General features: G+C 63.0%; 13 protein-coding genes. 7 read left to right on the top strand and 6 right to left on the bottom strand.

Annotated elements, in window-relative coordinates; translation table 11 throughout:
* Positions 1 to 177 precede the first annotated feature (177 nt).
* The gene (locus AB1A62_RS17785) at positions 178 to 1563 is read left to right on the top strand and encodes a sulfotransferase (protein ID WP_366662814.1); all 1386 of its coding nucleotides are present in this window, start codon (positions 178 to 180) and stop codon (positions 1561 to 1563) included.
* Between the two features lie 110 nt (positions 1564 to 1673).
* Here AB1A62_RS17785 and AB1A62_RS17780 read toward each other — a convergent pair whose 3' ends face one another.
* The 6 genes from AB1A62_RS17780 to miaA form a co-directional block, all read right to left on the bottom strand.
* On the bottom strand, positions 1674 to 3764 hold the full coding sequence (locus AB1A62_RS17780; protein ID WP_366662813.1) for an ABC transporter ATP-binding protein: 2091 nt from the start codon (positions 3762 to 3764) through the stop codon (positions 1674 to 1676).
* A 94-nt stretch (positions 3765 to 3858) separates the two neighbouring features.
* Complete coding sequence (locus AB1A62_RS17775; protein ID WP_366662812.1) at positions 3859 to 5073, bottom strand: ABC transporter permease; 1215 nt, start codon at positions 5071 to 5073, stop codon at positions 3859 to 3861.
* Between the two features lie 15 nt (positions 5074 to 5088).
* A complete protein-coding gene (locus AB1A62_RS17770) occupies positions 5089 to 6141 on the bottom strand; it encodes an ABC transporter permease (RefSeq protein WP_366662811.1) in 1053 nt (350 codons plus the stop codon).
* Between the two features lie 119 nt (positions 6142 to 6260).
* Positions 6261 to 7925 carry an ABC transporter substrate-binding protein gene (locus AB1A62_RS17765; protein WP_366662810.1) on the bottom strand — a complete coding sequence of 555 codons (1665 nt, stop codon included), beginning with the start codon at positions 7923 to 7925 and terminating at the stop codon, positions 6261 to 6263.
* Between the two features lie 312 nt (positions 7926 to 8237).
* A complete protein-coding gene (locus AB1A62_RS17760; protein ID WP_366662808.1) occupies positions 8238 to 9050 on the bottom strand; it encodes an AraC family transcriptional regulator in 813 nt (270 codons plus the stop codon).
* A 130-nt stretch (positions 9051 to 9180) separates the two neighbouring features.
* Complete coding sequence (miaA, locus tag AB1A62_RS17755) at positions 9181 to 10041, bottom strand: tRNA (adenosine(37)-N6)-dimethylallyltransferase MiaA (protein ID WP_366662806.1); 861 nt, start codon at positions 10039 to 10041, stop codon at positions 9181 to 9183.
* Positions 10042 to 10170: 129 nt separating this feature from the next.
* Here miaA and pyrH point away from each other — a divergent pair, with 129 nt between their 5' ends.
* The 6 genes from pyrH to rseP all read left to right on the top strand — a co-directional run bounded on the left by pyrH (position 10171) and on the right by rseP (position 15829).
* Positions 10171 to 10920, top strand: a complete 750-nt coding sequence (gene pyrH / locus AB1A62_RS17750; RefSeq protein WP_366662805.1) for a UMP kinase — start codon at positions 10171 to 10173, stop codon at positions 10918 to 10920.
* 262 nt (positions 10921 to 11182) lie between these two features.
* On the top strand, positions 11183 to 11746 hold the full coding sequence (frr, locus tag AB1A62_RS17745; RefSeq protein WP_366662804.1) for a ribosome recycling factor: 564 nt from the start codon (positions 11183 to 11185) through the stop codon (positions 11744 to 11746).
* An 8-nt stretch (positions 11747 to 11754) separates the two neighbouring features.
* Entirely contained in the window at positions 11755 to 12513 is a 759-nt protein-coding gene (locus tag AB1A62_RS17740) for an isoprenyl transferase (protein WP_366662803.1), read from the top strand.
* Entirely contained in the window at positions 12510 to 13286 is a 777-nt protein-coding gene (locus AB1A62_RS17735; protein WP_366662802.1) for a phosphatidate cytidylyltransferase, read from the top strand. The genes AB1A62_RS17740 and AB1A62_RS17735 overlap by 4 nt, the downstream gene beginning before the upstream one ends.
* A gap of 16 nt (positions 13287 to 13302) precedes the next feature.
* On the top strand, positions 13303 to 14475 hold the full coding sequence (gene dxr, locus AB1A62_RS17730; protein ID WP_366662801.1) for a 1-deoxy-D-xylulose-5-phosphate reductoisomerase: 1173 nt from the start codon (positions 13303 to 13305) through the stop codon (positions 14473 to 14475).
* 4 nt (positions 14476 to 14479) lie between these two features.
* A complete protein-coding gene (gene rseP, locus AB1A62_RS17725; RefSeq protein ID WP_366662800.1) occupies positions 14480 to 15829 on the top strand; it encodes an RIP metalloprotease RseP in 1350 nt (449 codons plus the stop codon).
* Positions 15830 to 15909 lie beyond the last annotated feature (80 nt).

The raw sequence follows: 15909 nt of genomic DNA, 5'->3' as shown, positions 1-15909 counted from the left end.
GCGCCGTGGACGGCCGCCAAAGACAAGGAATGGAGCCGCTGATCACTGACGCCGGCTGATCACCGGGACCAAGCAAGTGGGGAATTTTACTTCGGCACTTTTGGGGAAAGTTCAAACGGCGTTGACACTGAACTGCTCGGAGGTGCAGGACGGCACGCAGATGTGGTGTCTGATTTAATGCAGGCGGGCAAGTTTGCTCAGGCGCTTGCGCTTCTTGTGCCCAAACTGCAGCGGGATCCTACCAGCATCCAGGCGCTTGACCGCGCTGCCACCTGCTATCTGCAGCTCGGCGACAATCAAACGGCTGCCAAACTGCTGGAGGTGCTGCTGGAGAACAACCCGGACCTGCCGCAGGCCTGGGGGAAGCTAGCCGCCGTGCGGGCCACCTCCGGCAGCAAGGCAGAGGCAGCAGAGGCATACCGCCGGGCACTGGCCCTGCAGCCAGGTGACATCGGGTTGCTGGCGGCTTTCAACCAGTTGCAGACCTTTGCCAGCGGAAGCAGTTTCGCGGCCCGGTTGCGGGCCGCCCTGGAGGACGTGCAAATGTCCCGGGAGCACCGGATCCTGGCTCATTTCGCGCTTGGCAGCATCGAGGACAAGGCAGGCAACACTGCGGGCGCCTTCGACCATTATTGCCGCGCCAATGGGCTGACTGAGGAGGCCTATGACGCGGAGCTTATGGAGGCGCGCATAGAGGCGCAGCTGGCGTCGAGGTGGAGCGGGGGCAATGGGGAGGAGGATCCGGAAAGCCCACGCTTGCTGTTTGTGACCGGCCTGCCGCGCAGCGGCACTACGCTGCTGGAAGCCTGCCTGACGCAGCATTCTCAGGTTGCCAGCATCGGCGAAAGTACAGCGCTGTCCAAAACTGCAAGCGCCGTCCGGCAGCATATTGCTGTGCAGCACGGTGACAGCGGGTGGTGGAACTGGCTGGGCCGGCTGGGCACCGATGATTTGCTGAAGTTCCGCAACCTGTTCTGGCAGCTTGCTTTTGACCAGGGAAAGCCGGACAAGCCGGTTGTTGTCGACAAGATGCCGCTGAACGTCTTTGAAATGGGCCTGGCTCAGCTGCTGCTGCCGAACGCCAGGTTTCTGTTTCTGTCGCGGCATCCGCTGGACACAGGGCTGTCCAATTTCATGATGAACTTTGCGTATGGCAACAGGTTTTCCCAACGGCTGGACTGGATTGGCCACATGACCCGCTGCGTGTACCGCTCGGCGCTGGATTACCAGGCCAAGCTGGGGAAGGCACTGCGTGTGCAATCATATGAAGAACTGGTGACCAGCCCCGAGTTGCAAATCCGTGCAATACTTGAACATGCAGGCCTGGCGTGGGAAGCGGGCTGCCTCAATCCGGAGCAGAACGCGCGTATGGTAAGAACAGCTTCGCTGATGCAGGTGCGGCAGGCAATTAATACCAGAGGACTGGGAAAATGGCGCCGCTACGAGGAACACCTGCAGCCGCTCATTGATGCCCTGGGCGGAGAGGAATGGATCCGCCAGTGGGAGCAATGGGACCGGAATGCGGCCGGGACAGGCCAGTTTGACCCCTGCCGGAAAAAGTAAATGGCAGGCCGGAGCAGCCTGCCATTTCTTCGCTGAACTTCATGACAAAGCCGGGGCGTTGCAACCCCGGCTTTGCTGTTTCTGATGCGGCTTGGCTGCCGGAACGCAGGCTATTCCGCTGCGACCTTGATCACCGGCTTCATGCGCTCCAGCACTTCGTCGCTGAGGTGGCATTTGATCTGGTGGCCGCCGTCCAATGTGCGCACCGGCGGGACTTCCTTCTCGCAGAGGCCGCCCGGCACTTCGGACTTCCAGCGGCAGCGGGTCTGGAACGGGCAGCCCGGCGGCGGATTCATCGCCGAGGGGATGTCGCCTTCCAGAACGATGTGCTCTTTCTCCACCGAGGTGTCAGCAATCGGCACGGCCGACAGCAATGCCTCTGTATAGGGGTGGTAGGGCGGCGCGAAGACCTGATCGGTATCGCCCAGTTCCACCACATGGCCCAGATACATCACCATCACCCGGTCGGAGAGGTACCGTACGATCGACAGGTCGTGGGAGATGAACAAGAGCGTGGTCTTCTCGTTGCGCTGGATCTCCATCAGGAGGTCGGTGACCGCCGCCTGCACCGACACGTCGAGCGCCGAGACGGGTTCATCCGCCACCACGATCCGGGCGCCGCCGGCAAAGGCGCGGGCGATGCCCACACGCTGCTTCTGGCCGCCCGACAGCTGCCGCGGCATGCGGTCGGCAAAGGCGCGGGGCAGTTTCACCAGGTCCAGAAGCTCCAGCATCCGCTTGCGGCGCTCGGCCTCGGAATTGCCGATACCGAAGATTTCCAGCGCCCGCATGATCTGGCGGCCGACGGTCATTGACGGGTTCAGCGTGTCGAACGGGTTCTGGAACACCATCTGCACGTCGGAGACGGTCTTGGTATCGCGCTCCTCGATCGGGATCTGCTCGATGTTGCGGTTGTCGAGCAGGATCTGGCCCTCGGTGGCGGTTTCCAGCCCCATCAGCACCTTGGCGAAGGTGGACTTGCCGCAGCCGGATTCGCCGACGATGGCCAGGGTTTCGGATTCCCGGGCCTCGAAACTCAGCGTCTCGTTGGCCTTCACCACCTTGGTGTCGCCGCCGCCGAACAGGGCGTTTGCAGCCACCTCGTAGTATTTCTTGAGGTTGTCCATCTTCAGGACCACCTTGCCCGGTGCGGTCTTTTCCTTCTGCTCGCCCACCGTGATCGGCGCATTCCAGTCGATTTCCTGGAACTTGAGGCAGCGGGTCTCGTGCCGGTCGTTGCCGTGCACGGGCGACATCGGGATCACCATGTCCTGATCGCAGCGGCCTTCCTCGAAATAATCGCAGCGCGGGCCGAAGTTGCAGCCGGGCGGGCGTTCGTGGGGCAGGGGGAAGTTGCCCGGAATGGCCACCAGCGGGCGTGAGTTCTTGTCGGCGCCGGGCAGCGGGATCGAGCGGAACAGCGCCTGGGTATAGGGGTGCTGCATCTCGTCGAACACATCGTGGATCGAGCCGCGCTCCACCGCCTCGCCGGAGTACATCACGCAGAGGCGGTCGCAGGTTTCCAGCACCAGGCCGAGGTTGTGCGAGATGAACAGCATCGAGGTGCCGTATTTCTTGCCCAGATCCTTGACCAGCTCGACCACCGCGGCCTCTACCGTCACGTCGAGCGCGGTGGTGGGTTCATCGAGGATCAGCAGCGACGGTTTCGACATCAGTGCCATCGCAATCACGATCCGCTGCTGCTGGCCGCCCGACAGCTGATGCGGGAAGGAGTTCAGCATCCGCTCCGGGTCGGGCAGGCGCACGTCAGTCACCACTTCCAGCGCACGCTGGTAGGCTTCCTTTTCGCTGACGCCCTCGTGGATCATCGGCACTTCCATCAGCTGCTTGCCGATCTTCATCGCCGGATTGAGCGAGGCCATCGGCTCCTGATAGATCATCGCGATTTCGTTGCCGCGGATGTCGCGCAGTTCTTCCTTGCTCATTTCCGCAAGGTCGCGGCCCTTGAACTTGATTGTGCCGCCGACGACACGGCCGTTCTTGCCAAGGTCCTGCATGACGCCAAGCGCCACAGTGGATTTGCCGCAGCCGGATTCCCCGACAAGGCCCACCGCCTCGCCAGGTTGCACAGCCACCGAGAAGTCCATCACAGCGGGGATTTCGCGCAGGCGGGTGAAGAAGGAGATCGACAACTTGTTAATCTCAAGGATCGGGCCGTCGTAGTCTGCCAGTTTGTTCATGTTCTTTTCTCCCTGTTGGAGCGGGAGGGGAAGATATCCCCTTCATCTGGCTCCAATTTACCGGGGGACCGGGCGGGCCGGTCCCCCAGCCGGATCAATCCTTCAGGCTTTCTTCGCGCAGGCCGTCGGCCAGCAGGTTCAGACCCAGAACCAGCGTCAGCAGCGCAAAGGCAGGCGGCAGCGCCGGGTGCAGGTAGATCGACAACAGCTTGCGGCCGTCATTGATGGTCGACCCCCAGTCCGGGCTTTCCGGCGGCAGGCCGAGGCCGAAGAAGCCCAGGGTCCCCAGCAGGATGGTGGTATAGCCGATGCGCAGGCAGAAATCGACGATCAGCGGTCCGCGGGCGTTGGGCAGGATCTCCCACAACATGATGTACCAGGGGCCCTCGCCGCGGGTCTGGGCCGCCGCCACGTAGTCGCGGGTTTTGATGTCCAGCGTCAGGCCGCGCACGATACGGAACACCGTTGGCGAGTTGACGAAGACCACCGAGACGAACACCACCAGGATACCGCCGGGGATGTCGAACATATCCATCACGCGGGGCAGGCCCGGGATCGAATAGGCTGGTGTATTGATCAGGTAGCCGCCGTTGGAGACCAGCTGCAGGTAGAACCAGATGATGATCCCCAGAACCAGCGGCAGCACCAGGTTGCGCACCTTGGGCCGAGTGTAATAGCGCGAGTTCAACAGCACCCCGACAAAGACGATCGGGAAGATGAACAGAACAATCGCCATGTAGTTCGGAACACCGGTGGCGACGATTTCGGGCGTGACCAGCAGGTAGAACAGCAGGATCACCGGGAAAGCCAGGATCAGGTTGGCGGCAAAGGACAAAGTGGTGTCCAGGCGGCCGCCGTAATAGCCCGCGGGCAGGCCCAGGGTGATCCCCACCATGAAAGCGAAGACAGCTGCCATCGGGGCGATCTTGATGACTTCCCAGGCGCCTTTGACCAGGCGGCTGAAGACGTCGCGCGCCAGGTTGTCTCCACCCAGCAGGTAGTAGGGGTAGTCCGCTTCGGTGGCGCCGTTCATCGGGGTGCCGGGCACTTTGTTCTTCATGCCTGAGACCTGAACCAGCGGGTCATGGGTGATGATCATGTCCATGGCACCGTAGATGCCGGTGAACACCCAGAACATCACCAGGCCAAAGCCGATCATGCCGATGGGGCTGTCAAACAGCTTGCCGTAAAGACCCAGCCGCCGCTTGAAGCCGATGGAGGCCGCGAAGAGGATCACCAGCGAAAACCAGACCGGGGACAGCTGGTAGATGATACGCCCCGCAATTTCGAATGTGCTAAGAGGTTCCATGCTCTGCTGCCTTCCTTAAGAGATCCGGATACGCGGGTTCAGGTACACATAGCCGATATCGGAGATCAGCTGGGTGACCAGCACCACGAAGACTGAGACCACAGAGACGGCCAGCAGCAGTTCGATGTCGTTGTTGCCTGCGGCTTCCACCAGGATCCAGCCGAAGCCCTTGTAGTTGAACAGGGTTTCGACAATCACCACGCCGTTCAGCAGCCAGGGGAACTGCAGCATGATAACGGTGAAGGGGGCAATCAGCGCGTTGCGCAGCGCGTGCTTCAGAACGATGTTGTGGAAGCTCACGCCCTTGAGGCGCGCGGTGCGGATGTATTGCGCAGTCATCACCTCGGTCATAGAGGCGCGGGTCATCCGGGCGATATAGCCCATGCCGTAAAGCGCGATGGTCAGCACCGGCAGGAAGAAGTTCTCGAAGTTCGGGTTGTCCATCGCCGAGGTGGCGGTGCCCTTGAACCACTTCAGCCCGACGGTGGAGGAGGTGAAGACGGCGATGAAAATCACGCCGGAGACATATTCGGGCGTTGCCGTGGTCAGGATTGAGGCGGTCGAGAGACTGCGGTCTGTGGCCGACCCCTCGCGCATCCCCGCCAGCACCCCGATGATCAGGGCCGAGGGCACCATCAGCACCAGCACCCAGAACATCAGGCGGCCGGTATTGCCCAGGCGTTCGGCAATGATGGCAGAGACTTCATCCTTGAACCGGGTTGAGTAGCCCCAGTCGCCTTGCAGAATGCCGCAAAAGGTCGGGGCTTCAGCGGCTTCCTCGGCGCTAACTTCGCCAGTCATGCAGCGGCCGGTGAACCCTTTCTCGGTCTCCCGGGTCCAGCCCGGCAGAACGCCCAGCCATTGCCCGTATTTCGAAACCATGGATCCGCCGTATCCGTTGGCGTCCAGCCAGCTGGCCACGGCCTCGTCCGACATGCGGAAGTTGCCCTGGGTTTTGGCGAGTTTTTCGAGGTTGGGGTAGAGGTTCGTCAGGAAGAACACGATGAACGTCAGGCACAGGGCCGTCAGCAGCATCACGCCCGAGCGGCGGAGAATGAAAAGTCCCATGGGGGTCCCCTGTCAGTCTGGCGGATCGGACCCGGCTCGCGGGGCGGGTCTCTTATCTTATGAGCTGGAAAGCACCGCCCCGGAGGAGGGGCGGTGCAGGAGGCAGGAGCCGGTTGGGCTTAGGCTGCCCAGCCCCACTTGTAGTGGTGATGCTCGAAGGAGATGTGCATGTCGGCTCCGACAACACCTTCGCGCATGTGACGGTAGAGCGAGCGCCAGTAGGGCTGGATGGTCACGCCCTCTTCCTGAATCAGGGCCTGGCCCTTGGCAGAAATCTCGCGGCGCTTGTCGGCGTCTGCGATCGACAGGGCTTCGGCCAGCAGGGCGTCGAATTCCGCGTTTTCCCAGCCGAACTCGTTCCAGGCTTCACCGGACTTGTAGGCCAGTGCCCAAATCTGCACACCCAGCGGGCGGTGGTTCCAGTTGGTCGAGGAGAACGGATACTTGGCCCAGTCGTTCCAGAAGGTCGAGCCGGGCAGAACCGTCCGCTTCACTTTGAAGCCCGCATCGCGCAGCTGTGCTGCTACCGCATCGGTGGTGTTCCGGCGCCAGTCGTCGTCGATCGACAGGATTTCGTGCTCGTAATCCATCATGCCGGCTTCTTCCATCAGCGCACGGGCGCCTTCCGGATCAACCTTTTGCGGTGGCAGTTCGGCGTATTCCGGGTGGATCGGGCCGACATGGTGGTTCTCTGCCGGTTCGCCGCGGCCGCCATAACCCAGTTCCAGGCAGACCGAATTGTCGACAGCCATCTGGATCGCCTTGCGGACGCGTTTGTCGGCATAAGGTTTCTTGCCGTCGATTTCCGCCAGCTGGTTGGTGCGGATCACGATCGAGGACATGGTGACAACTTCGGACTTCTTGTAGCCGAGGCCGTCCATCACGTCGATGAATTCGCCAACCGATTCATAGAGCATATCGACTTCGTCGGATTCCAGGGCTGCCAGCCAGGACGACGGGTCGGTGCCGAAATCGACGTATTCGATGGTATCAAGCGCGGGCTTGCCATAGATCGCCTCGCCCCACCAGGTGTGGTCGTCGTTGCGCTGCAGCACTGCGCGCACGCCGACTTCCAGCTCGGTCAGCAGGAACGGGCCGGTGCCGACGTTCTGGGTGAAGTCATTGGTCTGGAAGGAGGAGTGAACGATTGCCGCCGGATAGTCGGCCATGCCCGCAATCAGCGAGATGTCGGAGGCCGGCAGGTTCAGCTTGACGGTGTGGCTGTCGACAACCTCGATGCCGCCTTCGACGGCCTGACCGGTGTCGTTGTCGATCAGGGTTCCGAAACGGCCGGCCATCGAGTTGCCTTCCAGGCCTTTGTCGCACCAGCCGGCAATGTTGCGGGCAACATCCTCGGCGGTGAAGTCGTCGCCGTTGTTCCACTTGACGCCCTGGCGGACATTCAGGGTGTAGACGGTGGCGTCCTCGTTGATCTCCCAGCTTTCCAGCAGCATGCCGGTGAACGAGCCGTCGTTGTTGTATTCCACCAGGTATTCGATGGTGCCGCGGGTCTTGTTGGCCATCTGCGACCAGTCAAAAGTGCGCGGGTCTTTCAGCGGGCGGACCTCGGTCTGCACGCGCAGGGTGCCGCCCTGCTTCTTCTCTTCGGCGGCCTTAACGGGGGCGGCCAGGCCGATCATGCCATAGGCCGCGGCGGCAGTAACGCCCAGCGAGGTGGCGCGGGTCAGGAACTCCCGGCGGTCCAGCTTGCCGTCCAGCACTTCCTTGGCGTGCATCTTGGCGGCCCAATGGATCGGGGCTCCGTTGATGGTGTCTTTGGTCATTTAGGTCTCCCTGTCGTACCGTTCGGTCATTTTTGTGCGAAACGGATATTGGCCCGGCGGCTGGCCGGGCGTTTATGGTTCGAGTTTTGGATTAAAGTTTCCCCATGCCTGCATTCCGGCAGAGATGGGACGTTTCGTCAATGCACAGTTTCGTCGTTTCCGTGTAAAAATACGACATTTTTGGCGTCGGTTTTATTATTGGGGACGGCATACGGCCGCATACTGTTCAAAACTGCCCAGTAACATGGGCGGGCACTTGGCTGAAATTGCGGCCCGCGGGACCGTGCTGCAGGATTCTTCTGACGGATCAGTCTATTGCGTTCTGCTGCGGGCGGATTCGCGCAATCTGCTGGGCGGCTCGCCGGTGTGCTGCGAGATGAAGCGGGTGAAATAGGCTGCACTGCCAAAGCCCAGCCGGGCGGCGATGTCGCGAATGGGCAGTCCGGTGGCGGTCAGCAATGTGCGGGCGGCATGCAACTGGCGCTCGGTCAGAAGGGCGGCGGCGGTCTTGCCTGAAACCTTCTTGCAGACCCGAGTCAGGTGGGTCGGCGTCACGTTCAGGGCGGCGGCGTGCTCAGCCATTGTGGACCGGCATCCCTGCAGCCCGGCAATGCGGCGGCAATAGGCGCGGCACAGGCGCTGCGCCGCTGTCTGGCTGTGCGGCTGTGCAGCAGTTTCCGGCTGCCGCTGCAAGGCGATGGCGGCAAGCTCGCAATGGGCCTGCACGGCGCGGCGCCAGAGCGGCGCCTGCGCAGCCTGTTCGCGGCTGATGGCTTCGAAGTGGCCTGCAAGACTGCTCTGCTCCTGTAGGCTGGAAAAGCGCCTGTGCACCGGCTCCTCCGGAAACGGCGGCAGCAGGGGGCCGGTCATCGTCAGCACCTGGCCCAGGCATTGGCGGGTGAATTCGGCGGACCAGAGCGCCCCGGCCGGGATGAAGATGACGCTGTGCAGGCCGAAGCCGCGCTGCTGCCCGTTCAGGAGAATGCGGCCCTGTCCGCGGGTGATCCAGATCAGCAGATGGTCGCAGCGGCTATGGGCCAGCCCGGTCTGCCAGCCGCCTTCCGGGGCCAGCCGCACCAGCGGCGCGGCATGGAACTCTCTGGGAAGATCTGAATCAAAGGGCATCAGCAATCTTAGGCAGCAGAACCGGTGTTGGTGGCGGAAACAGCTCACGGATTGCTGATTCTGGCAAGTTTCCGCTAGCCGAAACTGAAAATGTCGAAAGTTTTACGGGTCGGGCGCTGGAAGCACCCGCTCAAGCCAGTTTGATCTGATGCCAGTTTTTCATCCGGGCGCGGAACCAGCTGCGCTGGCGTTTGGCGAACTGCCGGGTGGCAATAGCTGCGCGCTCCTCGGCTTCCTCCAGCGTTAGGTGCCCTTCGGCATAGCCTATCAGTTCCGGCACGCCGATCGCTTTGCAGGAGGGCAAGGCGGGGTCATAGCGCCCGCGCATTGCTTCGATCTCGGCCATGGCGCCCTGATCCAGCATCATTCCGAACCGCTTGCGGATGCGCTCCTCCAGCCATTGCTTGTCCGAGTTCAGGACCATCGCCGTGCAATTCTCCAGCGGCAGCGCCGGGGCAGGGGTGTCGTCCTGCCAGCTGGCCAAGGGGCGTCCGGTGGCCTTCAGCACTTCCCAGGCGCGCTGCACCCGGGCGCGGTTCATCAGGTCGATGCGATTGGCGGTTTCCGCATCGAGCTCTGCCCTGAGCGCCTCCAGGGGCAGGGTGTCGCCTTCGGCGCGGACTTCCGGCGGGGTGGCGGGAATTTCGGCCATCCCCTCTGTCAGCGCGGTGAAATAGAGACCGGTGCCGCCGACGATGATCAGCCGTTCCGGCCCCTTCAGCAGCGGCAGCACCTCGCGCAGCCAATGGCCGGCCGAATACTCTGCGTCATAGGCCACATGGCCATACAGCGCGTGCGGCGCCTGCGCTTCTTCCTCCGCCGAGGGGCGGGCAGTGATTACCCGCCAGCAATCATAGACCTGGCTGGCGTCGGCATTGACGATGACGCCGCCCTGACGGGCAGCGAGATCCAGCGCCAGGGCGGACTTGCCTGAGGCAGTGGGGCCTGCAATCAGCACTGGTTTTCCGGGGTCGATGTCGGGCAGGTTCATCGGGGCGCGGTCCGTCTCTTGGGCATGTTCCGCAAATATGCGCGGAAACTGCGCTGCGCGGATTGAAACCGGCAGCGATTTACTTCATTTTGCCGCGCAAATTAACCCTCACATCTTCTGGAGCGCAACATGCCTCAACCGCACGAAAAGCCGGAACTGGATCCGGCCGCCGCCTATAAACGCGTCATGCTGAAAATTTCGGGCGAGGCATTGATGGGCGACCAGGGGTTCGGCCTGCATCCGCCGACCGTGCAGCGCATCGCCCGCGAGGTGAAGACGGTGCACGAAATGGGGGTGGAAATCTGCATGGTGATCGGCGGCGGCAATATCTTCCGCGGGCTGTCGGGCTCGGCCCAGGGGATGGAGCGCACCACCGCCGATTACATGGGGATGCTGGCCACCGTGATGAACGCGCTGGCAATGCAGTCGGCGCTGGAAGGCCTGGGCGTGTTCACCCGGGTGATCTCGGCGATCCGCATGGATGAGGTCGCCGAGCCCTACATCCGCCGCCGCGCCGTGCGCCACCTGGAGAAAAAGCGGGTCTGCATTTTTGCGGCCGGCACCGGAAACCCCTATTTCACCACCGACACCGCCGCGACGCTGCGCGCCAACGAGATGGCCTGCGAGGCGATCTTCATGGGCAAGAACGGGGTCGATGGCATCTATGACAAGGACCCCAAGGAACACGACGATGCGGTCCGCTATGACGAAATCAGCTATGACGATGTCTTTGCCAAACGCTTGAAGGTCATGGACGCCTCGGCCATTGCCCTGGCGCGCGACAACAACCTGCCGCTGATCGTCTTCCCGCTGGATGAGCCGGGCGGCTTCCGCGGCATCCTGTCCGGTGAGGGGACCTACACCAAGGTGCAGGGCTAAACACTCACGCGGCCAGCTGAAACTGCGGGCTGCCGATGGCCCGCGGTTTTTTACATTCTTCAACCGCAGCGTCTGTACCGTGAACGGCTCGAACCCGTGAATTCCGAGGCAGGCACGCTAAATCGTGCATCAACGAGGAAGATGCCAAGGGGCGAACGTGCAGTCCCGGCAGCGGCAAATCCTCCGCAACATCGCTATACATCAGCCTTCCAATGGCTTATGAGCCAATGGAAGACCGCCTCAGATAAGGGGAGAGAGCAGCATGTCTGATGATTTTGAACTGGATACCGACGACCTGAAACGCCGCATGGACGGTGCGATGGCCAATCTGCGCACCGAATTCGCCTCGCTGCGCACCGGCCGTGCCTCCGCCTCGATGCTGGAGCCGGTGATGGTGGATGCCTATGGCTCGATGACTCCGATCAACCAGGTCGGCACCGTGAACGTGCCGGAGCCGCGCATGGTCACCATCAACGTCTGGGACAAGGGCCTGGTCGGCAAGGTGGAGAAGGCGATCCGCGAATCCGGCCTGGGCATCAACCCGCAGCTCAACGGCACCATCATCATGCTGCCGATCCCGGAGCTGAACGAGGAGCGCCGCCGCGAACTGGGCAAGGTTGCCGGCCAGTACGCCGAGCACGCCCGCGTGTCGATCCGCAACGTGCGCCGCGATGGCATGGACCAGATCAAGAAAGCCAAGGCCGACGGCATGTCGGAAGACGATCAGAAGTTCTGGGAAGCCGAAGTGCAGGAGCTGACCGACACGATGATCAAGCATGTGGACGAGGCGCTTGAGACCAAGCAAGCCGAGATCATGCAGGTCTGACGGGCAGAATGCCAGGAGACGCAAATCCGCAAGTGAGTGCCGCCGGAGAGGCTCCGGCGGCCCGCTCCGGCCCGCGCCATGTGGCCATCATCATGGACGGCAATGGCCGCTGGGCGCAGGCCCGCGGGCGGCCGCGGCTGTTCGGCCACCATGCCGGCGCGCGCCGGGTCCGTGAAGTTGTCGAGTGCTGCCCGGGTCTGGGTGTGGAATACCTGACCATCTTCGCCTTTTCGACCGAGAACTGGAAGCGCACCCAGACCGAGGTGGCTGGTCTGATGAGCCTGTTCCGCCGCTATATCTCCAAGGAGATGAATGCCCTGGCGGAAAAGAACGTCCGGGTGCGCTTTATCGGCGACCGGGTGCGGCTGGATGCGAAGCTGATTGATCTGATGGACAAGCTGGAGCGCAAGACCGAAGGCAACAGCGGCACCCAGTTGACCATCGCGCTGAACTACGGCGGCCGCGACGAGGTGGCCCGTGCCACCAAACGGCTGGCGCGGGATGTGGCCGAGGGCCGGCTGAACCCCGAAGATGTCGATGAAGAGACCCTGCCGCGCTATCTGGACACTCATGTGCTGCCGGACCCGGATCTGGTGATCCGCACCAGCGGCGAGGCGCGGATCTCGAACTTTCTGCTGTGGCAGTCCGCCTATGCGGAGTATGAGTTCATCGACACACTGTGGCCGGATTTCACGGCGGAGGAGCTTGAGCGGCTGTGCAACAGCTACGGCCGCCGCGACCGCCGGTTCGGGGCGGTCAAAACATGAGCGCTGCCAAGGGCCGCTGGGCGGACCTGTTGCCGCGGGTTCTGTCGGCCATCGTGATGGTGGCAGCCGGCGGCTATGCAGTCTGGGCCGGCGGGCTGGTCTTTGATGTTATGATCGCGCTGTGCTGCGGCGGCATGATCTGGGAATTGGTGCGGATGCTGGCGCCGGAGCGCGGCGGTTTCGCGCTGCAACTGGGCGCGGTCTCAGCGGTGGCGGTTCTGCTGGCGGCCTTGCTGCCGGTGATCTGGGTGGTTCCCTTGCTGGCAGCGCCTGTGGCCGCCGGGTTCAGCCAGTTTGAGCGCAACCGCCACTATTTCTCCGGCTGCGCGATCTGGGTGCTGTTTGCGGGTTTCGGCTTCATCTGGCTGCGCGGCCAGATGGGGGTTGAGTGGATGCTGTGGCTGATCGGAATCGTGGTTGCGACCGATGTGGCGGGGTATTTTGCGGGCAAGGCCCTTGGCGGGCCCAAGTTCTGGCCGCGCGTCAGCCCCAAGAAAACCTGGAGCGGCACCGCGTCAGGCTGGATTGCAGCTGCCGTCGTGGGCGCTGTCTTTGCCGGGCAGATGGGGCTGGGCTTTGGTATCGTTGCCCTGTCGGTTCTGCTGTCGATGGCGAGCCAGGCCGGCGACGTGGCAGAGAGCGCCCTGAAGCGGAAGATGGGCGTCAAGGACTCCAGTGCGCTGATACCAGGCCACGGCGGGCTGTTTGACCGCTTTGACGGTATGCTGGGCGCAGCGGCTATGTTCCTGGCCGTGGCCGCCTTCTGGGGATAACCAGTCAGGAAGAGACATGCGGAAAATCTCGATCTTCGGCGCCACCGGGTCGATCGGCCAGAACACCATTGACCTGATCCGCCGCGCACCCGAAGCCTATGACGTGGTGGCACTGACCGGCGGCGCGAATGTCGCACGGCTGGCCGAAGACGCCATTTCCCTGCGGGCGGACGTTGCTGTCACCGCCTTTGAGGACCGGCTGCCGGATCTGCGGGCTGCGCTGGAAGGCTCCGGCGTGGAGGCGGCTGCGGGCCAGGCGGCACTGGTCGAGGCGGCAGCGCGGCCGGCGGATTGGATCATGTCAGCGATTGTCGGTGCTGCCGGACTGGCCCCGGGGCTGGAGGCGCTGAAACACGGCACCACGCTGGCGCTTGCCAACAAGGAATCGCTGGTCTGCGCAGGCCGGCTGCTGCTGGAAACGGCGGAGCAGCATGGTGCCAGGCTGCTGCCGGTCGACAGTGAGCATTCGGCCGTGTTCCAGGGGCTGGTGGGCGAAGATATCGAAGCGGTCGAGCGGATCGTCATCACCGCCTCCGGCGGCGCATTCCGCGACTGGCCGCTGGAGGATCTGCCCAAGGCAAGCCTGGCGCAGGCGTCTTCGCATCCGAATTGGGACATGGGCCAGCGGATTACCATCGACAGCGCGTCGATGTTCAACAAGGCACTGGAAGTCATTGAAACCCGGGAGTACTTTGGCGTCCGACCGGAGCAGATCGAGGTGCTGGTGCATCCCGAATCCCTGGTTCACGCGCTGGTCGGTTTCAACGATGGCGCGCTGATGGCGCATCTGGGCGCTGCCGATATGCGCCATGCCATCGGCTATGCGCTTCACTGGCCCGCGCGCCAGACCCTGCCGGTGGAACGCCTGGACCTCGCGCGTATCGGGCAGCTGAATTTCCGCGCCCCGGATCCGGCCCGCTACCCGGCGCTGCACCAAGCCTACGACGTAATGGAGCGGGGCGGCATGATGGGCGCGGCTTTCAACGCCGCCAAGGAACAGGCGCTTGATGACTTCATTGCCGGGCGCATCCGGTTCACCGATATGGCGGTTGTGACCGCCACCGTGCTGGAGCGGATTGAGGCGGAACGCGACCTCATTGATGCCGCAATGACACTTGATAACGTGACACTGGTTGACCATGTCGCCAGACAACAGGCGGCACGCGCTGCAGAAGAACACATAGGGTAGATCTTTGGACGTACTTTCTTTTGTCCCGCAGTTCGGTGGTTTTCTTTATACCATCGCCAGCTTTGTCGTCGCCCTGTCGGTGATCGTGGCGGTTCATGAATACGGCCACTACATCGTTGGCCGCTGGTCCGGGATTCACGCTGAAGTGTTCTCGATCGGGTTCGGCCCGGTGCTGTGGAGCCGGATGGATAAGCGCGGCACCCGCTGGCAGGTCGCGGCGCTGCCTTTTGGCGGCTATGTGAAATTCCTGGGCGATTCCGATGCGGCCTCTGGCAAGGATGCACAGGCGATGGAGGCCGCTGCGGAGGATCCGGCAGCCCTGCGCCGGACCATGCATGGCGCGCCATTGTGGGCGCGGGCGGCCACGGTTGCGGCAGGCCCTGTGTTCAACTTCGTGATGTCGGCCATCATCTTTACGGCTGTTGCGCTGTCGCAGGGCAACATGCGCGAACCCCTGACCATTGGCACGCTGGCACCGCTGCCCGGGCTGGAGAACGGCTTGCAGCAGGGGGATGAACTGATCACCGCAGGGGGAGTTCCGGTTCCGAACTACCAGGACAGCGATGCGTGGGAGGCATTCCGAGAGGCGCTGCCGCAGCAGCAGCCGCTGGAGTACACCGTGCGCCGGGGCGGTGAAGAAATCACGGTCAACGGGCCGTTCCTGTACCCGCCCTATGTGCACGGCGTGGTGCCGCGCAGCGCTGCCGCTGACGCCGGGCTGCAGCCGGAAGACGTGATTGTAGCCGTGGACGGCACGCCGCTGGTGTCTTTTGAACAGCTGAAGGACCTGGTTGAGGCTGCCGACGGCAAGGTGCTGGTGCTGGATGTCTGGCGCGGCGGCGAAACCGTTGAGATGGCACTGGCGCCACGGCGCACCGATGAACCGCAGCCGGATGGCGGCTTTGCCACCCGCTGGCGGATCGGCATTGTCGGCGGGCTGGCCTTTTCTCCGGCGACAGAGGCTGCGGGTTTTGGCGAAGCGCTGGCCGCGGGCAGCTATCAGGTCTGGGCCGTGGTTGAGACCTCGCTGTCGGGCCTGAAGCACATGATCACCGGGGCGATCAGCACCTGCAACCTGTCGGGGCCGATCGGCATTGCCGAAACCTCCGGCGCGATGGCCAGCCAGGGGGCGGAAAGCTTTGTCCGCTTTATTGCGGTTCTGTCGACAGCAGTGGGTCTGCTGAACCTGTTCCCGGTGCCCGCGCTGGATGGCGGCCACCTCATGTTCTATGCCTATGAGGCGGTCGCGGGCCGTCCGCCCAGTGACCGGGCAGTGCGGGTGCTGATGACCTTTGGCATCGCCGTGGTGCTGTCGCTGATGGTGTTTGCCCTTGGCAACGATTTGTTCTGCTGATCAGTGCAGCGGAACGGGTAACAATGGGCGGCCACAGTGCCGCCCAAGTGCTGCCACATTCGCCTGTTAACTTTTCCTCA

This window comes from Leisingera sp. JC11, from assembly GCF_040704725.1.
Taxonomy (GTDB): Bacteria; Pseudomonadota; Alphaproteobacteria; order Rhodobacterales; family Rhodobacteraceae; genus Leisingera.
The sequence above is the reverse complement of the archived record's forward strand: the minus strand, read 5'-3'. Positions and strand labels throughout refer to the sequence as shown.